The organism is Kitasatospora gansuensis (assembly GCF_014203705.1).
Lineage (GTDB): Bacteria > Actinomycetota > Actinomycetes > Streptomycetales > Streptomycetaceae > Kitasatospora > Kitasatospora gansuensis.
The window spans coordinates 7,181,290-7,202,713 of record NZ_JACHJR010000001.1 but is presented as its reverse complement, the minus strand read 5'-3'; the positions used below and the strand labels follow the sequence as shown (position 1 = coordinate 7,202,713).

25 protein-coding genes are annotated in these 21,424 nt (G+C 71.8%); 11 read left to right on the top strand and 14 right to left on the bottom strand.

What is annotated here, in order from left to right:
- Nucleotides 1-56 precede the first annotated feature (56 nt).
- The gene (locus F4556_RS32500) at nucleotides 57-857 is read left to right on the top strand and encodes a DUF2182 domain-containing protein (RefSeq protein ID WP_184922559.1); all 801 of its coding nucleotides are present in this window, start codon (nucleotides 57-59) and stop codon (nucleotides 855-857) included.
- 46 nt (nucleotides 858-903) lie between these two features.
- Here the strand turns inward: F4556_RS32500 and F4556_RS32495 are convergent, their stop codons facing one another.
- The 9 genes from F4556_RS32495 to F4556_RS32455 all read right to left on the bottom strand — a co-directional run bounded on the left by F4556_RS32495 (nucleotide 904) and on the right by F4556_RS32455 (nucleotide 7,805).
- The gene (locus F4556_RS32495; RefSeq protein ID WP_184922557.1) at nucleotides 904-1,524 is read right to left on the bottom strand and encodes a DUF1326 domain-containing protein; all 621 of its coding nucleotides are present in this window, start codon (nucleotides 1,522-1,524) and stop codon (nucleotides 904-906) included.
- 27 nt (nucleotides 1,525-1,551) lie between these two features.
- Nucleotides 1,552-2,211 carry a DUF1326 domain-containing protein gene (locus tag F4556_RS32490; protein WP_184922555.1) on the bottom strand — a complete coding sequence of 220 codons (660 nt, stop codon included), beginning with the start codon at nucleotides 2,209-2,211 and terminating at the stop codon, nucleotides 1,552-1,554.
- A gap of 133 nt (nucleotides 2,212-2,344) precedes the next feature.
- Complete coding sequence (locus tag F4556_RS32485) at nucleotides 2,345-3,790, bottom strand: cytochrome P450 (RefSeq protein WP_184922553.1); 1,446 nt, start codon at nucleotides 3,788-3,790, stop codon at nucleotides 2,345-2,347.
- Nucleotides 3,791-3,833: 43 nt separating this feature from the next.
- A complete protein-coding gene (locus F4556_RS32480) occupies nucleotides 3,834-4,457 on the bottom strand; it encodes a GTP-binding protein (protein ID WP_184922551.1) in 624 nt (207 codons plus the stop codon).
- Nucleotides 4,438-4,797, bottom strand: a complete 360-nt coding sequence (locus tag F4556_RS32475; RefSeq protein WP_184922549.1) for a DUF742 domain-containing protein — start codon at nucleotides 4,795-4,797, stop codon at nucleotides 4,438-4,440. Before F4556_RS32475 ends, F4556_RS32480 begins: the two co-directional genes overlap by 20 nt.
- Nucleotides 4,794-5,201 (bottom strand): roadblock/LC7 domain-containing protein, encoded by a 408-nt coding sequence (locus F4556_RS32470; protein WP_313068952.1) that lies wholly within the window; start codon nucleotides 5,199-5,201, stop codon nucleotides 4,794-4,796. The genes F4556_RS32475 and F4556_RS32470 overlap by 4 nt, the downstream gene beginning before the upstream one ends.
- Nucleotides 5,198-6,700 (bottom strand): ATP-binding protein, encoded by a 1,503-nt coding sequence (locus F4556_RS32465; RefSeq protein WP_184925549.1) that lies wholly within the window; start codon nucleotides 6,698-6,700, stop codon nucleotides 5,198-5,200. Before F4556_RS32465 ends, F4556_RS32470 begins: the two co-directional genes overlap by 4 nt.
- Before the next feature lie 202 nt (nucleotides 6,701-6,902).
- Nucleotides 6,903-7,391 (bottom strand): hypothetical protein, encoded by a 489-nt coding sequence (locus tag F4556_RS32460; protein WP_184922547.1) that lies wholly within the window; start codon nucleotides 7,389-7,391, stop codon nucleotides 6,903-6,905.
- A 249-nt stretch (nucleotides 7,392-7,640) separates the two neighbouring features.
- The gene (locus tag F4556_RS32455) at nucleotides 7,641-7,805 is read right to left on the bottom strand and encodes a hypothetical protein (RefSeq protein ID WP_184922545.1); all 165 of its coding nucleotides are present in this window, start codon (nucleotides 7,803-7,805) and stop codon (nucleotides 7,641-7,643) included.
- A 264-nt stretch (nucleotides 7,806-8,069) separates the two neighbouring features.
- Here F4556_RS32455 and F4556_RS32450 point away from each other — a divergent pair, with 264 nt between their 5' ends.
- The 5 genes from F4556_RS32450 (at nucleotide 8,070) to F4556_RS32430 (ending at nucleotide 11,971) form a co-directional block, all read left to right on the top strand.
- Nucleotides 8,070-8,477, top strand: coding sequence for a hypothetical protein (locus F4556_RS32450; RefSeq protein ID WP_184922543.1), 408 nt, complete (start codon nucleotides 8,070-8,072; stop codon nucleotides 8,475-8,477).
- Nucleotides 8,478-8,669: 192 nt separating this feature from the next.
- Nucleotides 8,670-9,449 (top strand): amino acid ABC transporter ATP-binding protein, encoded by a 780-nt coding sequence (locus tag F4556_RS32445; protein ID WP_184922541.1) that lies wholly within the window; start codon nucleotides 8,670-8,672, stop codon nucleotides 9,447-9,449.
- Between the two features lie 42 nt (nucleotides 9,450-9,491).
- The gene (locus F4556_RS32440; protein WP_184922539.1) at nucleotides 9,492-10,328 is read left to right on the top strand and encodes a glutamate ABC transporter substrate-binding protein; all 837 of its coding nucleotides are present in this window, start codon (nucleotides 9,492-9,494) and stop codon (nucleotides 10,326-10,328) included.
- A 69-nt stretch (nucleotides 10,329-10,397) separates the two neighbouring features.
- A complete protein-coding gene (locus tag F4556_RS32435) occupies nucleotides 10,398-11,063 on the top strand; it encodes an amino acid ABC transporter permease (RefSeq protein ID WP_184922537.1) in 666 nt (221 codons plus the stop codon).
- Nucleotides 11,060-11,971, top strand: coding sequence for an amino acid ABC transporter permease (locus F4556_RS32430; RefSeq protein ID WP_184922535.1), 912 nt, complete (start codon nucleotides 11,060-11,062; stop codon nucleotides 11,969-11,971). The genes F4556_RS32435 and F4556_RS32430 overlap by 4 nt, the downstream gene beginning before the upstream one ends.
- Nucleotides 11,972-12,027: 56 nt before the next feature.
- Here F4556_RS32430 and F4556_RS32425 read toward each other — a convergent pair whose 3' ends face one another.
- Nucleotides 12,028-12,438 carry an organic hydroperoxide resistance protein gene (locus F4556_RS32425; RefSeq protein ID WP_184922533.1) on the bottom strand — a complete coding sequence of 137 codons (411 nt, stop codon included), beginning with the start codon at nucleotides 12,436-12,438 and terminating at the stop codon, nucleotides 12,028-12,030.
- Between the two features lie 114 nt (nucleotides 12,439-12,552).
- Here F4556_RS32425 and F4556_RS32420 point away from each other — a divergent pair, with 114 nt between their 5' ends.
- Together F4556_RS32420 and F4556_RS32415 are read left to right on the top strand one after the other, a co-directional pair.
- A complete protein-coding gene (locus F4556_RS32420; protein WP_184922531.1) occupies nucleotides 12,553-13,041 on the top strand; it encodes a MarR family winged helix-turn-helix transcriptional regulator in 489 nt (162 codons plus the stop codon).
- 97 nt (nucleotides 13,042-13,138) lie between these two features.
- Nucleotides 13,139-14,125 (top strand): cytochrome c oxidase assembly protein, encoded by a 987-nt coding sequence (locus tag F4556_RS32415; RefSeq protein WP_376775761.1) that lies wholly within the window; start codon nucleotides 13,139-13,141, stop codon nucleotides 14,123-14,125.
- A gap of 58 nt (nucleotides 14,126-14,183) precedes the next feature.
- Here the strand turns inward: F4556_RS32415 and F4556_RS32410 are convergent, their stop codons facing one another.
- Nucleotides 14,184-14,873: a TetR/AcrR family transcriptional regulator gene (locus F4556_RS32410; RefSeq protein ID WP_184922529.1), complete on the bottom strand. Its 690-nt coding sequence runs from the start codon at nucleotides 14,871-14,873 to the stop codon at nucleotides 14,184-14,186.
- A gap of 127 nt (nucleotides 14,874-15,000) precedes the next feature.
- On the opposite strand from F4556_RS32410, the gene F4556_RS32405 reads away from it, so the two are divergent.
- Complete coding sequence (locus F4556_RS32405) at nucleotides 15,001-16,452, top strand: MFS transporter (RefSeq protein WP_184922528.1); 1,452 nt, start codon at nucleotides 15,001-15,003, stop codon at nucleotides 16,450-16,452.
- 125 nt (nucleotides 16,453-16,577) lie between these two features.
- Entirely contained in the window at nucleotides 16,578-17,489 is a 912-nt protein-coding gene (locus tag F4556_RS32400; RefSeq protein ID WP_184922526.1) for a hypothetical protein, read from the top strand.
- 44 nt (nucleotides 17,490-17,533) lie between these two features.
- Here the strand turns inward: F4556_RS32400 and F4556_RS32395 are convergent, their stop codons facing one another.
- Nucleotides 17,534-18,043 carry a CGNR zinc finger domain-containing protein gene (locus tag F4556_RS32395; protein ID WP_184922524.1) on the bottom strand — a complete coding sequence of 170 codons (510 nt, stop codon included), beginning with the start codon at nucleotides 18,041-18,043 and terminating at the stop codon, nucleotides 17,534-17,536.
- A gap of 36 nt (nucleotides 18,044-18,079) precedes the next feature.
- Between F4556_RS32395 and F4556_RS32390 the strand changes: the two genes are divergently transcribed.
- Nucleotides 18,080-18,781, top strand: coding sequence for a hypothetical protein (locus tag F4556_RS32390; RefSeq protein WP_184922522.1), 702 nt, complete (start codon nucleotides 18,080-18,082; stop codon nucleotides 18,779-18,781).
- 119 nt (nucleotides 18,782-18,900) lie between these two features.
- On the opposite strand, the gene F4556_RS32385 is transcribed toward F4556_RS32390, so the two are convergent.
- On the bottom strand, nucleotides 18,901-20,268 hold the full coding sequence (locus F4556_RS32385) for a DUF2254 domain-containing protein (protein ID WP_184922520.1): 1,368 nt from the start codon (nucleotides 20,266-20,268) through the stop codon (nucleotides 18,901-18,903).
- A gap of 69 nt (nucleotides 20,269-20,337) precedes the next feature.
- Nucleotides 20,338-21,348, bottom strand: coding sequence for a DUF2278 family protein (locus tag F4556_RS32380; protein WP_184922518.1), 1,011 nt, complete (start codon nucleotides 21,346-21,348; stop codon nucleotides 20,338-20,340).
- Between the last annotated feature and the right edge of the window lie 76 nt (nucleotides 21,349-21,424).

The following is a 21,424-nucleotide window of genomic DNA, read 5'->3' as shown; positions in this document are numbered from 1 at the left end:
AACGGGTGCCGCCGCCACGGATGTGCTGTCCTGGAAGGGCCAGGCAGGAGAGCGCCATGCGTACCGTCACCGTGGAGAAGCAGCCGCTGCGCACCGGGGTGCTGATGCCCCCCAGGGACCTGGCCTTGGCGTGGTCCCTGATCGCGCTGATCGCGGCGCTGGCCTGGGTCCTCACGGTCGGGCAGGCCAGGGACATGGGGATCGAGCCGGGCACGATGGGGATGGCGCTGCCGCTGTTCCTGCTGCTGTGGCTGGCCATGATGGCGGCGATGATGCTGCCTTCGGTGGCACCGGTGGCGGTGACCTGGGCCCGCGGCATCGCCCGGCAGTCGAGCGGCGCCGAACGGGCGCTGCGCACCACGGAGTTCCTCGGCGGCTACCTGCTGGTGTGGACGGCCTTCGGGCTGCTGGCGTACGGCGGTCTCGCACTCACCGGCGACCTGGTCGACCGGGACCCGGAGGCCGGCAAGTGGATCGGCGCGGCGGCCTTCGCCCTGGCCGGGCTGTACCAGCTGGGCCCACTGAAGTACGTGTGCCTGCGGCACTGCCGCAGCCCGATGGCGCAGCTGATGCGGTACGCGGGCTACCGTCCGCCGCTCCGGGACCTGCGGGTCGGCCTGCACCACGGTGGGTACTGCCTCGGCTGCTGCTGGGCGCTGATGGTGGTGCTGGTCCCGCTCGGGGTGATGAACGTGGCGGCGATCGCGGGGATCGCGGTGGTGATCTTCCTGGAGAAACTCTGGCGCCACGGTGCGCTGCTGGCCAGGGTGAGCGGGGTGGCGTTCCTCGTACTGGCGGTGCTCGCGCCGTTCCAGAGCTGGCTGCTGCCGGGGCTGACCCCGAGCGGGATGATGTAGCGCGGAGGAGGCCGGGAGACCTCCTCCACGATGTGCCCGGGGCGGCTCACCGTCCCTTGGGCGCTCCCGCCTCCTGTTCGCTGCTGAAGACGAAGTCGGCCGTCTCGCCGTAGGCCGGATCGAAGGTCAGACCGAAGGCGCTGGACGTGCCGCTGGCCTTGCCGATCCCGTACTCGGTGGAGAAGCCGAACATCGCGTTCTTGACCGTGGTCGGGGTGCCGTCGGCGCCGAGCAGCGGCTCGTACGTCAGCCGGCTGTGCCCGGCCACGTTCAGGCCCGGGTGCTCGCCGTCGGTGAGGGACACCTCGCCGCGCTCGGATCCGAGGAACTCGCCGATGAACTGGGCGAGTTCGCCGAACGGTCCGCCCTCCTCACCCGAGAGGATCCGGCCGACCGCAGCCGCCTGCGCGTCGCTGGCGCCGCTGTCGATGACCACGCCGACCTTCCAGTCGCCGGCGGTCAGATGCGAGGGGAACTCGTTGTAGAACGCGAAGTCGACCCCACCGAGGTCGGTGTCGTCCAGGCGCCCCTCGTTGATGTGGAACACCGCCGTGCCGCAGCACTCGGTGCCGCCCCGCGGGTCCCTGGGCTGGGCGTCCACGCTGCAGCCGCAGACCACGGCGCAGGAGCAGGCGGCCAGGTAGTTCCCGGAAATGGTGTACGTCATGCAGTCCTCCTTAAGAACGGGCCTCCTTCAGAACGGGCCGCTCCAGTCGAACGGGAAGTGCTTGCTCGACCGCCCGGTGCGATCCCAGCTGAAGCCGAACGCGTCCGCCCGGTCGGCCGTCGACCGGCCCCAGGTGGCGACCTGGCCAGGACCGATCTCCGCGCCCGGGGCGTTGTGGACCTCGACCCGTGCGCCCTCGGGCGTCGTCGGCCCGGTCAGCGCCTCCGCGGCCGCCATGACCCGCCCGGGGATCTCCGCACTCCAGGAGGCCAGATCCTCGTCGACGGTCACCCGGATCGGCGCGAACTCCACGCCCCGCATCTCGGCGCCGAGCACCTCGCCGAACTCCGCCGGCCACCCTCCGGCCTGTCCGCTGAAGATCGCCCCGAGCGCGGCGCGCTGCTGCTCGTCGGCCCGCTCGTCGAAGAAGGCGGCGGCGTACGCGTCGCTGTGCTCGCCCGCCCACAACGTGCCGGTGAAGGATCCGAGCATCAGGACGTTGAGGCCGTCCAGCCGCACGTCGCCGTAGTTGCCCTCACGTATGCGCCAGGCCAGGATGCCGTCGCAGTCGCCGAAGGTGGGCGGCTGGGCGAACGTACACGGGCAGGGAATGGCGCACTTGCAGGTGTCGAACCAATCGCCGGCGAGGTGCCAGCGGGTATCCGTCGTCACGGCCTGTCCAGTCATCTCGCTTCTCTCCCGCCACCCCCGGACGGCGTCGATCGGCGAGGCCACTGTCCCGAGTCCGCTCCCGGGATCACGGAGCGGCCTCCCTTCCAGCCTGCGCCCCGCAGCCCGGGTTGGGAAGACTCTCCGCGCGTCAGCGCCGGAACGGCCCGGTCAGGACGCTCCACCAGCTGCGCCGCTGCCGGGGGACGGTCGCGGTGACGGGCGGGGCGACCGGCATGGCGGGCGCCACCGTCGGCGGCGGAGGAGGCGGCGTCGTGGGTACGGCACCGACCGCGAGCGCCGCTCCCCCGGCGGGTTTGGCCCGCGGGGTGAAGCGCACCGGCAGCTCGACCAGATGCCGGGACAGCCAGGCCGAGGTCCAGGTCAACTCACCCTCAGGGATGGCGAGTTGGAGGTCGGGCAGCCGGGTGAGCAGGATGTCGATGCCGGTCTCGGCGATGGCCCGGCCCATGTCCTGGCCGGGGCACTCGTGCGGGCCGCCGCCGAAGGCCAGGTGAGCGCGGTTGCCGTGCAGCGGCTTCGACAGGTCGGGGCGGACGACCGGGTCGACGTTGCCGGCCGCCAGACCGAGCAGCAGCATGTCGCCGGCCTTGATCTGCTGGCCGCCGAGCTCGGTGTCGCCGGTGGCCCACCGGCCCGCGACCAGCGACATCGGCGCGGAGTCCCAGAGGACCTGGTCCAGGGCGTCGGGCAGGGTCATGTGGCCACCGGACAGGTGGGCGCGGAACCGGCGGTCGGTGAGCACCATCTTGAGCGTGTCCGCGATCAGGTTGACGGTCGTCTCGTTCGCCGCGAGCAGCACCACCCGCAGGTGCTCCAGCACCTCGTCGTCGGTGAGCCCCGCTTCGTGCTGCATCAGCCACGACACCAGATCGGCGCCGGGCGCCACCCGCTTGCGCTCCATCATCCGGCGCAGCGTCGCCACCACGTAGTCGTTGCTCGCGATGGCCGTCTCGGTGCCCTTCATCAAGTCCCGTGCGGCGGCGACGAGTCGGGGCCCGTACTCCTCGGGCATCCCGACCACGTGGGTCATCACGAGCATCGGCAGGTGCTCGGCGAACTGGGCCACCAGCTCGGCTTCGCCGGCCGGTCCGAAGTCCTGGATCAGCTGGTCGGCGAACCGGGTGACGTAGCGGCGGATCCCGCGCCGGTCGAAGCGGTTCAGCCCGTCGGTGACCGCCCCGCGCAGGCGCTTGTGCTCCGCTCCGTCGGCGAACACGCAGAGCGGCTGCCAGGCGATCACCGGCATCAGCGGGGAGTCCGGGGTGACCAGGCCCTCCTGGAAGGCCGTCCAGCGGCGGGAGTCCCGGGAGAACCGGGACGGGGTCCGCATCGCGGTGAGGTTCGCGGAGTGGCCGAGGATCAGCCAGGCCGGGAGGTCGCCGTGCAGCAGGACCGGCGCCACCTCGCCGTGCTCGGCCCGCAGCTTCTCGTACAGGGCCGCCGGGTCGGCCTCGGCCTCCGGCCCGTAGAGCCGCCGGAGGCCGTCGGCGCCGAGTCCGTGCGCGCCGAGCCCGTGGGCGGGACAGCCGGGAGGCGGGGTGAGGGAGGCGTCGTCACGGAACGGGGTGGTCACGGTATCTCCGGGGGTGTCGTCAGGTGGGTGTCGTCAGGGGCGGTCAGCGCGCGGGCGGGGGCGGGGCCGCGAGGTCGTACAGGTAGCGCATCAGGGCCATCAGGACGTCGCGGCCCGATTCGCGGGTGCGGGCGTCGCACCGGACGATCGGCACCTCGGCGGGCAGGTCGAGGGCGGCCCGCAGTTCCTCGATCGGGTAGGTCGGCGACTCGGGGAAGGTGTTGGCCGCGACGACGAACGGCACGCCGCTGTCCTCCAGCCGCCCGATCACGTCGAAGCTGACTTCGAGGCGGCGGGTGTCGACCAGCACGACCGCGCCGAGGGCGCCCTCGAACAGGCCGTTCCAGAGGAACCAGAACCGCTCCTGCCCAGGGGTGCCGAACACGTACAGCACCAGCTCGTCGTTGATGCTGATCCGGCCGAAGTCCATCGCGACCGTGGTGGAGGTCTTGCGCTCGATCCCCGCGACGTCGTCGACATCCGCGCCGGCCTGCGTCATCGTCTCCTCGGTGGTCAGCGGCCGGATCTCGCTCACGGAGCCCACCAGGGTGGTCTTGCCGACGCCGAAGCCGCCCACGATCACCACCTTGACCGCCATGGCGGCCGTGGCCGGGAGCAGATCCGCGCTCTGCGGCCCGAGCGCCGTCTCAGAGCCTCTGAAGTCCATGTATCACCGCCTCCAACAGGGCGTGGTCGGGAAGGATCGCCTTCGGGACGGGGGCCCGGGCCTCGATCCGCTTCTCGGTGAGCAGGTCCGCCAGCAGCACGGTGACCACGCTCATCGGTAACCGCAGGTGGGCGGAGATCTCGGCCACCGACAGCGGCGAACCGCAGATCCGCAGGATCGCCGCGTGCTCCGGTTGCATCGCGGGTGTGGGCTCCGAGCGGGCGACGATCAGGGTGACCAGGTCGAAGGTGGTCCGCCCGGCCGGACCGCCGCGGCCGCGCGTGATCACGTAGAGCCGCTCGGGGCTGCCCTCGTCCCACTCCTGGCCGGCTGCGCTCATACGACCTGCTCGCTGGTGCGCGGTGGAGTGCTGAGGTGCTCGCCGATCCGGGCGACCAGGTCCCGCATCCGCTGGCCCATCAGCCCGGCGTCCACGCCCTCGTCGGCGAGCACCGCGAGGTAGGCGCGAGCGCCGGCCGCCATCAGGTAGAAGAAGCCGCCGCCCATCTCGATCACCACCAGCCGCATCCGGCCGTCCCCGTGCGGGAACTCCTGTCCCACCGCGGCGGCCAGGCTCTGCAGACCCGCACAGGCGGCGGCGAGGCGGTCGGCGGTGTCGGTGTCGGTGTCGTACTGGGCCATCCGCAAGCCGTCGGCGGAGAGCACGACGACGTGGCGGGCGTGCGGGACACCGTCCGCCAGCTCCTTGAGCATCCAGTCCATGTTGGTCCGTTGCTGAGTCACTGCTCGCCCTTCTCTCCCGACTCTTCACCGACGCGGTCGGCCGCGCCGGTGGACGGCGCGTTGCCGTTCACCCCCTCGTGGAACGCGGCCAGCCAGACACCGGGCTGTACCGGGGCCGCCGCCGCGGGCGCTGCGGAGCCCCCGGGAGCGCCGGTCCGGGAGGGCGCGGCATGGCGACGGCGCTGCGGCAGCCCGTTCGGGGTCGGCTCACCCACCGCCGGGGTCCCGAGCGGCGGCTCCACGGCGAGGGCGGGCACCGTCCTCGACCCCCACGGCCGCGATCCGCCCGCCGACCCGAGCAGGGTGGCCGGGCCCGGCCGGGAACCGGGGACGACACCGTGGGCCCGCCCGGCGGGCGCCGTGGTGATCAGGTCCTGCGGCACGATCAGCACCGCCCGCACGCCGCCGTAGGCGGAGGGGCGCAGCGAGACCTGGAAGCCGTACTCCTGCGCGAGGCGCCCGACCACGGCCAGGCCGAGCCTGGGGGTCTCGCCGAGGTCGTTGAGGTCGATGCCGGCCTGCGCCTCCTTGAGCATCCGCTCGGCGCGGGCCCGGCCCTCCTCGCTCAGGCTGAGGCCGCCGTCCTCGATCTCGATCGCGATGCCGGTCTGCACCTCGACCGCGGTCAGGTGCACGTTGGTGTGCGGCGGCGAGTACCGGGTGGCGTTGTCCAGCAGCTCGGCCAGCGCGTGGATCAGCGGCTCGGCGGCCGGGCCGACCACGGCGACCTCGGACACCGGGTGCAACTCCACCCGCTGGTAGTCCAGGATTCGCGAGATGCCACCGCGCAGCACGCTGTACAGCGGTACCGCCCTGCTCCACTGACGGCCGGGGCGGGCGCCACCGAGCACGGCGATGCTGTCCGCGAGCCGGCCGACCAGGGCGTTCCCGTGGTCCAGGCGCAGCAGGTCGTCGAAGACCGCCGGGTCGTTGCCGTGCCGGTCCTCCATCTCGCGCAGGTCCTCGGCCTGCCGGTGCACGATCGCCTGCACCCGGCGCGCGATGTTCACGAACGCCCGCTGCGCGGACTCGCGCAGGCCCTCCTCGGCGTCGACCGCCTCGAGCACCGTCCGCAGCACCGCCTGCCTGGCGGCCTGGAACTCCGGTCCGACGACGCCGTCGTGGGGCTCGTACGCCCTCAGCACGTCCTCGGTGAACTCACCGCGCTGGAGCCGGGCGACCGTCTCGGGCAGGGTGACCCTGGCCAGCCGGACCGTCTCGGCCTCCTGCCGGGCGAGCCGGTGGCGCAGCTCCCCCTCCTGCCGGGCGTACCGCTCGCGCAGAGCTGCCAGCGCACGCCCTCGGCGCGCCGCCTCGGCAGCCACCACCGCCACCGCCACGGTGCCCACCACCCCGCACCAGACGACTCCCCCACGGGCGTCGGCCGAGGCCGCCGACGCGGCGCCGACAGCGGCGGCCGCCATCACGACCGGGGGCAGGAACCACACGAGAACGGCCGCGGAGCGCCAACCTCCGAGCGACGATCCAGCACGAAGCATCAGCATCCTCAAACGATCGAAAGAGTACGGACCGGCGAGGTTTCTCGCGCCGCCGGCCGGGCCGGTATCGGCCCTACCCTTTCGCTGCCCCGGGCCCGCGGTACCCCCGTCCGGGCCTGGTTCGCCCATGAGAGCGATCCGCCCGAAAAACCACCGCTCGGTACGGAGAGTTCGTGCTACGGCCCCGCGGCGATGCCGACCTTCAGTGGAGGACGGCGAGGACGGCGGCCCACTGTGAGGTGGTCTGCCCGGTGGCGGCGCAGTGGTCGGTGTCCGTGGTGTTCTGGTGAGCGGTGGTGAGCGCGGCAGCCCCGAACGCGGCGAGGACGAGCACCCGGTGGCGGAGCGAGTCGCTGACGTCCCCGACGAGCTGGAACCGGTCGCCCCGGGAGTCGGTGACCGAGACAGCGCCGGGGCAGGTGCTGGTGAGCATCATCGAGACGACCAGGGCGTCTCCCCGGGCGACCGGGGACTGCACCGGCAGGGAAGCCTCGGTGCTGGAGACGGCCTGCTGGTCGAAGGCGGTCCGGGCGACCCAGGACGGGTTTGCGGCGTCGGCCGTGTGGTCCGCCGCCGCAGGCGGGCCGGAGGCCGGGGGTTCGGTGTCCTCGACCGGGCAGCCATGGGCGTCGGTCTGCGCGGCCGGGGCGTGGACGGTGACCAGGCCGAGTGTGCCGCCGACACCGAGCACGATGCCGAGGAGCAGGCTGATCGCGTGGGTCCAGACCCGCCGACGCTCCCGGTGCGGTGCGGCGGCGGGCGCGGCGGGGTGCGCAACCGGGGCTGGTACGGCTAGCGGAACCGGAGCCGGGGCGGCGACCGGCTCCGCGCCGACGGCGGCGCTCCACCTGCCGTGCCACTCCTGCTCGTTGCCGCCGCAGGCCCGGACGTATGCCCTGGTCGTGGGCCAGGACGGTATGCGCGAGCCGGAGGCGGCCTCTTAGAGCGTGGTGTGGGAGATGGAGCCGGCCGTCCTCGCCATCGTGCGGAACGAGGGCTGGCCCGCGTCCAGGCGGAGCTTGCGCAGGTCGGCGGCGAAACTCTCGGCCGCGGTCGGCGCCGGTGCTCGCTCCCCGAGTTGTGGATCGTGCTCCGGCTCCGCCATGACGTCCCCCGTTGTCAGCTGTCAGATCCTTGGTGGCACTGTTCGATTGTCGCGTACGGATCATATCGATGGGGTGACGGCGGCGATCAGTGATCCGCCGGCTTCGATGGGCAGGAGGGCGTGTTCGGGCCATCCGTCAGGCGGTGTCAGCTGTTGTCAGTTCCTGTCAGGCCGTAGCGAACACCACCGGCGGTCCGGTCAGCTGTCACCGCCGTCGAGGTCAACAGGGACGGCACAACGGTTCGACAGGACAGGGGAATCGACATGGTCAAGGGCATCCTCGGCAAGATCGGGCGCCGCGGCGCGACTGCGGTGGCCGTGGCGGCGATGGCGGCCGGCGGCGTCGGTCTGTCGACGGGCGACGCGTCCGCCGTCGGGTGGTACTACCTCAACAACCACGCGACCAACCACGGGGTCGGCGTCTACTCGCAGCCGTACTCGTGGTCGGCCAAGACCACCGGCGACCTGTGGTCGTACTCGTGGTCCGGGGACGCGGTCGACATGAGGTGCTGGACCCGGGGCGAGAACATCAACAACGGGGGCAACGTCTGGTACAAGGTGAACACCGTCTACTCGGCCAGCTACGGCTACTGGTCCGGGACGGCTTACGTGTACGGGGCCTTCGCGGACGGCAACTGGAACTTCCACGTTCCGACCGTTCCCGAGTGCTGACAGCCCGTTGAGCCGGTGCGCCCCGCCCGAGCCACGGGCGGGGCGCACCGCGCTGTGGTGCCTGCCGACAGGCCCACGAACACCGCCCACGCGTCACCGCCGTGAGCTCCCGGCAGCGGCGCGGCCGGCGGCGAGCCGACCCCACCCGCTCCTGGCGTGCGGCGTCCGTCCGGAAGACGGACCATGAAGCCGATGAGTGGAGTCACCGTGGCCAAGGAAATTACTACTCCGAGCCCGGGCGATCTGGTCGTGCTGAGCAACGTCAACAAGCACTTCGGCGAGCTCCATGTCCTCCAGGACATCGATCTGACCATCGCCCGGGGCGAGGTCGTCGTCGTGATCGGGCCCTCCGGGGGCGGGAAGTCCACGCTCTGCCGGGCGATCAACCGGCTGGAGACCATCGACTCCGGCGAGATCGTCATCGACGGCCGGCCGCTGCCCGCCGAGGGCCGCGAGCTGGCCGCGCTCCGGGCCGACGTGGGCATGGTCTTCCAGTCCTTCAACCTCTTCGCGCACAAGACCGTGCTGCAGAACGTGACGCTCGGCCAGATCCAGGTCCGCAAGAAGGACAAGAAGGCCGCCGAGGAGCGGGCCCGCCAACTGCTCGACCGGGTGGGCGTGGCCTCCCAGGCCGACAAGTACCCGGCACAGCTCTCCGGCGGTCAACAGCAGCGGGTCGCGATCGCCAGGGCACTGGCCATGGACCCGAAGATCATGCTCTTCGACGAGCCGACCTCCGCGCTCGACCCCGAGATGATCAACGAGGTGCTGGAGGTGATGCAGCAACTCGCGCGGGACGGGATGACCATGGTCGTCGTCACCCACGAGATGGGTTTCGCCCGCTCCGCCGCCAATCGCGTGGTGTTCATGGCGGACGGCCGGATCGTGGAGGAGACGACGCCCGATCAGTTCTTCGCCAACCCGCGCAGCGAGCGAGCCAAGGACTTCCTCTCGAAGATCCTTCACCACTGACCGGGAACTGACCGGGACTCATCGGTACTGGGGATGATCACCATGAAGGTTCACAAGGCCACCGTCGCGGCCGCCGCCGCCCTCGCCCTCTCACTGACCGCCGCCGGCTGCGGCGACGACAACAAGGACGACACGGGCAGCGGCGGTAAGAAGATCACCGTCGGCATCAAGTTCGACCAGCCGGGCATCGGTCTGAAGACCCCGGACGGCAAGTACACCGGCTTCGACGTCGACGTCGCCACGTACGTCGCCAAACAGCTCGGCCACAAGGCCGGGGACATCCAGTGGAAGGAAGCCAAGAGCGCCGACCGCGAGACGCTGCTCCAGCGCGGCGACGTCGACTTCATCGCCGCCTCGTACTCGATCACCCCCACCCGGTCGGAGAAGGTCGACTTCGCCGGTCCGTACCTGCTGGCGCACCAGGACGTGCTGCTCCGGGCGGACGACGACACCATCAAGCAGCCCGCGGACCTGAACGACAAGAAGCTCTGCTCGGTGACCGGCTCCACCTCGGCGCAGAACGTCAAGACGAAGATCGCGCCCAATGCCCAGCTCCAGCAGTACGGCGGCTACTCGGAGTGCCTGACCGGCCTGGAGAACAAGGTCGTCGACGCCCTGACCACCGACGACTCGATCCTCGCCGGTTACGCCGCGCAGTCGCAGTTCAAGGGCAAGTTCAAGCTCGGCGGCTTCAAGATGAGCAACGAGAACTACGGCATCGGCGTCCAGAAGGGCAGCGCCCTCAAGGCCCAGATCAACACCGCGCTGGAGAAGATGGTCAGCGACGGCTCCTGGGACGCGGCCGTGAAGAAGAACTTCGGCCCGGCCAACTACCACAACGAGCCCGCACCGAAGATCGGCGTGGTCGTCAGCAGCTGAAGCCGGTGACCCCGGCGCGCCGCCCGCCCGGTGGCGCGCCCCGGCACCTCTGCGGAAGGGCAGGGGAGCATGTTCGACTTTCTCGAGGGGTACGACCTGCTCGGGGCGTTCTGGGTGACGGTGCAGCTCACCCTCTACTCCGCCGCCGGGGCCCTGGTCTGGGGGACGGTGCTGGCCGCCATGCGGGTCAGCCCACTGCCCCTGATGCGCGGCTTCGGCACCGCCTACGTGAACGTGGTCCGGAACATCCCGCTCACCGTGATCATCGTCTTCACCTCGCTGGGCCTGTTCCAGACCCTCGGCGTCAGCCTCGGCGCGGAGGACTTCACCACCGTGAACTTCCGGCTCGCGGTGCTCGGTCTGACCGCCTACACCTCGGCGTTCGTCTGCGAGGCGCTGCGGTCCGGCATCAACACGGTGCCCGCCGGACAGATCGAGGCGGCTCGGGCGATCGGCCTGACCTTCTTCCAGGTGCTGCGGCTGATCGTCCTCCCGCAGGCCTTCCGCTCGGTGGTGGGCCCGCTGACCAACGTCCTGATCGCGCTGACCAAGAACACCACGGTGGCCGCCGCGATCGGGGTTGCCGAGGCCGCGGCGCTGATGCGGGAGATGATCGAGAACGAGGCCCAGCTGATCCTGATCTCGGCCATCTTCGCGTTCGGCTTCATCTGCCTCACCCTCCCGACCGGGCTGCTGCTCGGCTGGGTGAGCAAGAAGGTGTCGGTGAAGCGATGAAGCCGACCACCCTGTACGACGTCCCAGGGCCGCGGGCCAAGCGGCACAACGTGCTGCTGACCGTGGGGTTCCTGGCCGCCCTGGGGGTGCTGGTCTGGTGGGTGGTGCAGAGCCTCGCCGACAAGAACCAGCTCGAGTGGGACAAGTGGCGGCCGTTCTTCACCGACTCCGGCGCTTGGGAGACGTACCTGCTGCCCGGGCTCGAGAACACGCTGGTCGCCGCCTCGCTCGCGATGGTGATCGCGCTGCCGCTCGGCGCGCTGTTCGGCATCGCCCGGCTCTCCGAGCACCGCTGGACGCGGGGGGCGGCGGGCACCGTGGTGGAGTTCTTCCGGGCCATCCCGGTGCTGATCCTGATGCTCTTCGCGAACGCGGCCTACGCCGAGTTCACCGACGTCAGCCCCGACAGCCGGCCGCTGTACGCGGTGGTCACCGGCCTGGTCCTGTACAACGCCTCGGTGCTCGCCGAGATCGTCCGGGCCGGCATCCTGTCGCTCCCGCAGGGCCAGACCGACGCGGCCAAGGCGATCGGCATGCGGAAGAACCAGGTCATGCGGCACGTCCTGCTGCCGCAGTCGGTCACCGCGATGCTGCCCGCGATCGTCAGCCAGCTGGTGGTGATCGTGAAGGACACCGCGCTGGGCGGCGCGCTGCTGGGCTTCTCCGAGCTGCTGGCGTCGGTCCGCCCGATGAGCGCGAACTACGGGGCGAACACCATCGCCAGCTTCACCGTCGTCGCAGTGATCTTCGTGGTGGTGAACTTCGCGCTCACCTCCTTCGCGAGCTGGCTGGAGGGCCGGCTGCGGCGCGGCCGGAGGTCCACCGGCGCGGTGGTCGGCGTGGGCGTGGTGGAGGAGCTGGCGACCCCCGGCGAGCACCTGGGCCGGGACGACATCGAAGGCAGGTGACAGCGCTTGGAGCCCCGGACCGCGGTGCGGCCCGGGGCTCCCGACGTACCGGGCGACTACTCGACGACGAGCTCGACCTCGATGTTGCCGCGGGTGGCGCGGGAGTAGGGGCAGACCTCGTGGGCCTGCTTGACCAGCAACAGGCCGCTCTCGCCGGAGAGGGCGTCGGGCAGCTCGACCCGGAGCACCACGCCGAGGCCGAAGCCGGCGCCGTCCTTACCGATCGAGACCTCGGCGGTGACCGAGATCTCGCTGGTGTCCACCCGGGCCTGGCGGCCGACCAGGCCGAGCGCGCTGGCGAAGCAGGCAGCGTACCCGGCGGCGAAGAGCTGCTCGGGGTTGGTGCCCTGACCGTTGCCGCCGAGCGCGGGCGGCATCGCCAGCGCGAGGTCCAGCTGACCGTCGGAGCTGACGGTGCGGCCCTCGCGGCCGTTGGCGGTGGCGACAGCGGTGTACAGCGCGTCCATGGTGACCCGTCCCTTTCGTGGCTCGGCGACCCGTGTCCGGCTCGCCCTCTGCCGAGAAGCATTGCACGCAATTCAGTTGTGCACAACTGAGCTGCCCACAGCTATTCTGGAGCCATGACCGAGCCGACCGAGGTGCCCGAGACCGAACTGCTGCGCCTGGACCGCCAGATCTGCTTCACCGTGCAGGCCGCCTCGCGGGCCTTCAACGGCGTGTACCGGACGCTGCTCAAGGACCTCGGGCTGACCTACCCGCAGTACCTGGCGATGCTGGTGCTCTGGGAGCACGGCGACCTGCCCGTGAAGCAGATCGGCGAGTACCTGCGGCTGGACTCCGGCACCCTGTCCCCGCTGCTCAAGCGCCTGGAGGCGACCGGCTACGTGCGGCGCACCCGCAGCGCCGAGGACGAACGGTCCGTCACCATCCGCCTCACCGACGCCGGGACGGCCCTGCGCGACCAGGCGGTCTGCGTGCCGCGCGGCATCATCGAGGCCACCGACCTCTCCGCCGCCGAGGCCGCCACCCTGCACGCCCTGCTGGCCCGGGTCACCGGCTCGCTGGACGCCGCGGCGAACACGCCGGGGGCGGGTGCGGCCGCGGGATAAGCGCCGCCTAGGCTGACCCCCGAAGCAAAACGGACGAACCGGACCCGCAGTGCGGCCCGGTCCGACCGGAAGTGACGAGGGAAAGCAGGACCCGCCGATGGGCGACGGCATGACCGGGATGCACCACCACGGCGGAATGGTGCCGCTCGGCCCGTTCACCGCCGACTCCGCCCTGGCCTGGTCGCCCGACTGGCCGTTCCTGATCGGCTGCCTGGTCGCGCTCGGGCTGTACGGCGCGGGCGTGGTCCGGCTGGTCCGGCGCGGCGACCGCTGGCCGGTCGGCCGCAGCATCGCCTGGGCCGCGGGTCTCGGCACCGTCCTGCTGGTGACCTGCACCGGGCTGAACGACTACGGCATGGTGCTGTTCAGCGCGCACATGATCCAGCACATGGTGCTCTCCATGCTCTCCCCCATCCTGCTGCTGCTCGGCGCGCCGATCACGCTCGCCCTGCGCGCGCTGCGCCCGGCCCGCAAGGGCAGCGGCAAGGGCCCGCGCGAGCTGCTGGTGGCACTGCTGCACAGCCGGTACGTCCGGGTGATCTCGCACCCGGCCTTCACCATCCCGCTGTTCGTCGCGAGCCTGTACGCGCTCTACTTCACCCCGCTGTTCGACTTCCTGATGGGCTACCGGGTCGGGCACATCGGGATGATGGTGCACTTCCTCGCGGTCGGCCTGCTGTTCTTCTGGCCGATCATGGGTGTGGACCCGGGCCCGCACCGGCCCGGCTTCGTGCTGCGGATCATCGAGCTGTTCATGGGGATGCCGTTCCACGCCTTCTTCGGCGTGGCGGTGATGATGGCGACCAGCTCGCTGGTGACCACCTTCGACACCCCGATGGCGCCACCGGGCACCGACCTGATCAACGATCAGAAGCTCGCGGGCGGCATCACCTGGGCGTTCGGCGAGATCCCGACCGCGATCGTGCTGATCGCGCTCACCCTGCAGTGGGCCAAGTCGGAGGAGCGCCAGGCCCGCCGCCGGGACCGGGCCGCCGACCGGGACGGCGACGCCGAGCTGGTCGCTTACAACGCCTACCTGGCCTCGCTGGACAAGCGCGGCGCCCGGGCGGCCGACGCCGGCTGACCCCTCCCGCGAAGAGCCCCCGCCCCGGCGGGGGCTCTTCGTTTTCCCCGACGCTCCGTCAGGCCCGCCGGGCCAGCCCTGCCACCAGGATGTCCAGGCCGAACTCGAACCGTTCGTCGCCGACGTCCCGGGTCAGCTCCCCCGCCAGCGCGACCACCAGCGGGTAGCGGTCGGCGGGCACCGACGCGAAGAAGGTCCTGATCCGCTCGCCGTACGCCGAGGCGTCCTCCGCCGACACCCGCCACCGGCTGCTCTCCTCGAACGCGGTGGCCGTGACCAGCAGCGACAGCACGTCCACGCCGTAGGAGGCGGTCCGGTCGTCCAGACCGCCGGCCTTCAACAGACCGAGCACCGCCTCGGCGTTGTCCAATGCGTGCGGGGTGACCGGCACGTTGGCCGCCATCACGGCCCGGGCCAGGTCGCCGTGGCTGGTCAGCACCTTGCGGGCGCGTCGCAGGTGGTCCTTCACCTGCTCCTGCCAGCGGGCCGGATCCGGTGTCTCGGTGGTGATCTCCGAGTAGACCAGGTCCAGCACCTGTTCCAGCAGCTCGTCCTTGTTGCCGATGTGCGCGTACAGGCTGGCCGCGCCCGTCCCGAGCTCCTGGGCGACCCGGCGCATCGAGAGCGCGTCCAGGCCCTCGGTCTCGATGATCGTCAGCGCGGTCGCCACGATCCGCTCCCGGCTGAGCGGCTGCCGCTTGGGCGCGGGCTTCTCCCGGCCGGGCCAGGTGTCGGGCCAGCTGGTCATGCGGAACCTCCGGAGTAGGCGACTCCCGAATCCTACCTTGACACGAACGCCGTTCCAGTCGTAGAACGGTGTTCGTCAAGACAAACACTGTTCGCCTCGACGAACGCCGTTCCGTCAAGGAGTCGCCATGACCGCCGTGCTCGACGCACCCACCGAACCACCGCTCTACCGCCACCGCTGGGCCGCCCTCGGCGTGGTCCTGCTGGTCGAGGTGATGGACCTGCTGGACGCCACCATCACCGGCGTCGCCTCCCCGGCGATCCTGCGCGACCTGGGCGGCAGCGAGTCGCAGATCCAGTGGATCGCCGCCGCCTACACGCTGGCCTTCGCCATGCTGATGGTCACCGGCGCCCGGCTCGGCGACATCTTCGGCCGCAAGCGGCTCTTCCTGCTCGGCGCCGCCGGGTTCACCCTCGCCTCGGCGGCCTGCGCCGCCGCGACCGACCCGGGTCTGCTGATCGGGGCCCGCGCCGTCCAGGGCGGTTTCGCCGCGCTGCTCATCCCGCAGGGCCTCGGCCTGATCCGGCTGATGTTCCCGCCCCGGGAGATCGGCGCGGCGTTCGGGCTGTTCGGTCCGGTGCTCGGGCTCTCCTCGGTGCTCGGCCCCACCCTGGGCGGCTTCCTGGTGGACGCCGACTGGCTCGGCACCGGCTGGCGGATGGTCTTCCTGGTCAACCTCCCGCTCGGCCTGCTGGCCGTCGCCGCGGCCACCCGGCTGTTGCCCGCCAACCACCTCACCCGCGCCGACGGCGCCGTCCGCCTCGACCTGCCCGGCGTGCTGCTGGTCGGCCTGGCCGCGCTGCTGCTGGTCTTCCCGCTGGTCCAGGGCCGCGAGCTGGGCTGGCCGCTCTGGACGTACCTGAGCATGGCCGCCGCGCTGCCCGTCCTGCTGGTCTTCGCCCGCTACCAGCGGCGGCTGAAGCGCCGCGGCGGCTCCCCGCTGGTCGAGCCCTCACTGTTCGGCCGGCGTGCCTTCACCGGGGCGCTGGCCGCCGGTGTGGTGTTCTTCGGCGCGTTCGCGGGGCTGATGCTGGTCTTCACCCTCTATCTCCAACTCGGCCTCGGCTGGACCCCGTTGCACGCCGGTCTGACGATGATCCCGCTCTCGCTCGGCCTGGTGGCCGGCGCGATCCTGTCCGGTGCGGTGCTCGGCCCCAAGTACGGCCGCCGGGTGCTGCACCTCGGTCTGACGGTCGCCGTGCTCGGCACGCTCATCCTGTGGGCCACCCTCTCGTACGGCGCCGACGGGCTGACCTCCTGGCAGCTGATCCCGGCGCTGGTCGTCGCGGGCCTCGGGCTCGGCCTGATCATGGCGCCGTTCTTCGACATCGCGCTGGCCGGCGTCGAGGAGCACGAGGTCGGCACCGCCTCCGGTGTGCTGAACGCGGTCCAGCAGCTCGGCGGCTCGGTCGGGGTCGCCGTGCTCGGCACCGCCTTCTTCGGCTGGGCCGCCTCCGACGGCTTCCGTCCGGCAGCGGGCCGGACCCTGGGCCTGACCGCCGTCGGCCTGCTGATCGCCGCCGCGCTCGCCTTCCTGCTGCCCGAGCGGGCCCGCCCGCAGGAGGACGGCGCACCCTGACGGCCTACCTCGTTCGGTGGTCCGGACTGGCCCCAACGGGCCAGTCCGTCCGCGTGCCTGACGGTCCGTCGGAGCGTTCGGTGCTGGTCTGGATCCGGGGGACGTCCCTTGCGAACAGGAGATCCATGTACACCGCACTGCTGTTCCGCGGTGCCAGAGCCGCAGCCGTCGCCGCCCTGGCCCTCACCTCCGGTCTCACCGGGATCGGCACGGCCGACGCCACCGGCCGGACCGGCTCCGCCCCCGTCCCGATCGAGGTGCGGATTGGCGCCTCGGGCATCCAGGCCCCCGCCAGCGCCCCCGGCGGACTGGTCACCTTCCACGTCACCACCGACGACCCGGCGGGCCGCGCGCTCCAGGTGTTCCGCCCGAAGGCCGGGATCACCCTGGACCAGGTCCTCGCCGACTTCACCAAGGCGGTCGCCTCCACCGACCCGGCCGACACCGCGAACGGGATCTCCGCCGTCGAGCACGAGGCCGAGGCGCTCGGCGGCGTCACCGTCGTCCCGGCGGTCGCGGGCAGCGCCACCACCGAGATCAGCCCCGGCACCGTCTACCTTTTGGACTTCACGGCCTTCCTCCAGGACCAGAGCGCCCCGGTGCTCCGGTCCCTGGAACTCTGCGCCGGTCCGTCGGCGGACCTGGCCGAGTTCCCGGACGGCATCGTGATCACCGAGGAGACCGCCGGCGGCCCGCGCTTCCGGACCGAGAACGTCACACTGGCGGACGGCCGGTTCCTGGTCCACAACGCCTCGGACGAGATCCACGAGATGACGCTCCAGCAGGTCCCCGACGGCACCACCGACGCCCAGCTCCAGGCGATCTACGATGCCATCCTGGCCGGCAACCCGCCGCCGCAGGGCGGCCCCGCACCCCTCTCCGTCGGCCTCGGGGGGATCTCCCCCGGCCGCACCGCGCTCTACCACGCCGAGCACCTGCCGCCCGGCACGTACGCGCTGATCTGCTTCGTACCGGACCACGAGAGCGGTCTGCCGCACGCCTTCCTCGGCATGCACAAGGTCGTCGTGCTCGCCTGACGCCGCGTCCGACGCCCACTCCGTCGGACGGACCGGAGTGGGCGTCAGCCCGCTTCCTTGCGGCGGGCGCGGTAGGCGGCGACGGTGGTCCGGCTGGCGCAGGCGTTGGAACAGAACCGCCGGGTGCGGTTGCGGGAGTCGTCGACGTAGAAACGTTCGCAGTCGACGGCGCGGCAGCGGCCGATGGTGACCGCCGGGTCGCCGCACACGACATGCGCGAGCGCCGCGGCGCAGCTGCGCCCGAGCCAGCTCACGGCGTCCTCGCCGTTCGGCGCGAAGTGCAGGTGGGGTGCCCCCTCGCCGTCGTGGTCGGAGACCCGGATCAGCGGGGGGTGCTGCTCCAGCAGGGCGTTGACGGGACCGATCGGCCCGGCCTGCGAGGCGGCCGCCACCGCGGCACGCAGTCCGGGCAGGAACGCGGCGAGCCGCTCGGCGTCCGGCTCGGCGATCCGGTGCTGCCGGAACATCTCCCGGCGCAGCTCGCTCGGGCCGTCGCCGTTGGTGATCTCGACCGCGACTCGGGTGAGGTTCCCGATGTAGTCGACGTAACGCACTTGACCACCTACCTGTTGATCTGAAGAGTAGGCATCATGACTACAGATGCCACCTACATGATGGACGGCGGAACGGCCGTCGCGCGAATGCTCCACCACACGGGCCGCTGGGACGAAGCACTCGCCGCCCTGCCGGCGGACGCCGTGGCGGAGCGGGCCGAGATCCTGGTGGACAGCTTCTGGTGGCGGCTGAACGGCTCCACGGCGGCCGAGCAGGCCGTCGGCGCGCTGCTCCCGTCCGAGCCGGTCCTCGCGGGGTACCTCGCTGCCCAAATCAGCTACACCCGGCTGCTGTTCGGCCTGAGCCCGCGCCCCGACGACCTCCGGCGGGCCCGCCAGGGCTTCGCCGCGGCCCGGGCCGACGCACGCCTTGCGGGCTGGGCCGTCTTCTGGCTCGGCGTGCTCGCCGAGAACATCGACGAGGACCCTCGTACGGCCGGACCGGCCTACCGGGAGGCGTTGGAGCACGCCCGGGAGCGGGGCGACGCACTGCTGGAGTCCTACGCCGTACGCCACATCGGCAGCCACCTCCTGGCGCGGGACCGCGAGCAGGGCATCGCCCACCTGCGCAGGTCCTACCACCTGCGGGCCACCCTCGGCGCCCGTCCCCAGACGGCCACGGCGGCCCTCACCCTCGCCGGCGAACTGCCGCCCGGGACCGAAGCCGACCAGCTCCGCGAGGCGGCCGGCCTGACGGCCCGTGAACTCGGGCTGGCCTGGCTGCTGCGCGCGCTCTGACGGTGTCAGGGGCACCGGCTGACTCACGACCTGTCAGCTTCCCTCAAGCGCCCCGTGCCGGCCTTCACCGTCACCGAGCTTCCCGCAGCCTGACTCTCCGTCAGCCGCCGCGCCGGGCGTCAGCCGATGCCCTGGCGGTCCGGGGCCAGGGCGAAGGCGCGGTTCTCCGGGTCCGGTACGTGTTCGGCCACCGCCCGTTCCAGCAGGGTCCGTTGGGCCAGCAGGGGCGGGCGGCGGTCCTCGGGGGTGATCCGGAGCAGGTCGTCCAGGGCGGCCGCCAGGCGGCGGGAGACCTGGGGCTGGCCGCCGCCGCAGATCCGGATCTCGGTGAAGGCGAGGTCGATGGTGCACTGCCAGTCCGGGATCGGCTGGACCAGCCGGATCGTGCCCGTCCGGTCCCGGTAGCGGAGCTCGCCGAACGGGTAGCCGGCCAGCATCGCGAGCAGCTGGTGGATCCGGTCGATCGCCTGCACCGCCGTGGTCGGGTCGTTCACCGCCGGGGAGAGGGCGCGGATCGCGATGTCCACCAGCTGCCGGAACCCGAAGCTCAGGTCCTGGTGCATGGTGCGGTCCACCCCGATGTTCAGCGCCGAGGTGATCCGGTGCGGCCGGGGCGGGGTGCCGCCGACCACCACCACGGTCGGGGTGCCCGGGGCGATGAAGTCGCCGATCCGGGGCACCAGGTGGAACACCGCGTCGTGCCGCCGGGCGGCCCGGACCAGCCGGGCCAGGTTGACGTCCCGCAGCACGCCCGAGTTCCCGGCGTGCAGCAGCGTCACGCTGTCCGGCGGCGGGTCGAGGCGGGGGCCGGCCTCGGGCGCCATCCAGCGGTACGTGGTGAGCACGCCCACCGACTCCCGGGTCACCCGGTCGATCACGTGCGGCACCCGCAGCAGCCGCTGGGTGGACTGCACGTACAGCACGAACAGCGTGAGGCTGAGCATTACCAGCAGCACCGCCACCACGGTGGAGACCACCGGGACGGAGGTGATCTTGGTCGGGTCGGTGGTGTCGTCGTAGCCGAGCTGCACCAGCAGGGTGAACAGGAAGGTGGCCAGGCAGACCGAGAAGGTGGCCTTGGTGATCCGGCTCCGCACGTACAGGCGCAAGACCCGGGGGCTCATCTGACTGGCCGCCATCTGCAGGGCCACCAGCGAGATCGAGAAGACCACGCCGATGAAGGTCAGCATCGCCGAGCTGACCGTGGAGACCACGGCCTTCGCGCCGCTGGTGAACGCCATCAGGTCGGCCGCGCTGCCGGTGTCGGCGATCGCTCCCTCCACCAGCTGCTCGTCCAGCCAGGTGGTGGCCCCGGCCACCAGCACCGCCGCCAGGCAGGTGAGCAGCGGGGCGAACCAGAACGAGTCCCGCAGGTGCTCGCGCAGCGGCGAGAGCGGCCGGTGACGCAGACGCTTCGGCCCCGGCGCCTGACGGCTCTGCGGCTGATGACTCGGAGACTGACGGTTCGACGGCTGACGGTCGGTCATCTCGCCAGCCTAGGAGGGTCGTCCCACCCGGTCGGCGTGGCGTACGGCCGACCGGGTGAGCCGCCGGTCTCAGAAGCTGATCGTCCGGCCTTCGGCGGCGGCCTGGCGGGCGGTGTACGAGACGCCGTGCACCTTCAGCCCGGCCGGGTCGAGCAGGGTGATCACGCCGCCGTGGTTGCCGAGTTCGAAGCCCCGGGCGCCGTTCACGGTGAGCAGGGCGCCGGGGGCCAGCCGGGCGGCCGGGATCGGCAGCCGGTGCTTGGCCTGGTCGGCGAGGTGCCAGCCGGTCAGGTCGACCGGGGTGGCGGAGGCGTTGAGCAGGGTGACGCTCTCCCGCTCGGGCTCGGGGCCGGCCGGGTTGACCATGGCCGCGACGATCCGGACCGCGACGTCGTGCGGATCGGTCGGGCGGCCGGGCGTGCTCGGCAGGGCGTGGCCGGTGGCGTCGTCGGTGTGCCAGCTCTGCGACTGGAAGGCCAGGAAGACCGCCACCCAGCGGTTCTCGGCGGGCAGGTGGATCAGCAGCCCGCCGTCCTGGTAGACCCCGTCGTCGTTGCGGAACCGGCCGCTGTTGCCCTGGTTCAGGTGGATGTCGTGGACGCCGTTGCCGGGCCGGAAGCCGAACACCTTGTCGGGGATGTTCGCCTCGGGCCCGAAGCGCTGGCCGAACAGGTAGACCGCCGCCGCCGGGTCGGCGATCGCCCGCTGGACGAAGTGGTCCAGCAGGTCGGCCAGGTCGTTGTCGACCCCCGGCAGGTCCGGCGGCAGGGTCCGCAGCGCGGCGGGGTCGAACAGGTTGCCCCGGACGAAGTCGAGGGCGCCCGTGCCGGGCTTGGAGGACAACGCGGTCCACCCGCTGCCGGCCGCCGGGAGCAGGCCGGTCAGCGGGTGCCGGAAGTCGTCCACCACCACGTACAGCAGCTCCGAAGGCGCCTGCTGCGACAGCACGTTGACCGCGGCGCGGTAGTCGGTGCCGTGCGCGTCACGCAGGTGGATCTGGTAGTGCGGGGTGTCGGTGGCGCCTTCCCGGCGCCGGTCCACGGCGGTGGCGGCGAGCACGCCGTAGTTCTTCAGGGGCATCGGTGAGGTCCTTCCGGCTGCGGTGGTCTCCACCGTTATGCCGTACGGACCGGGGCGGGTGCAGCGAAATCGCCCG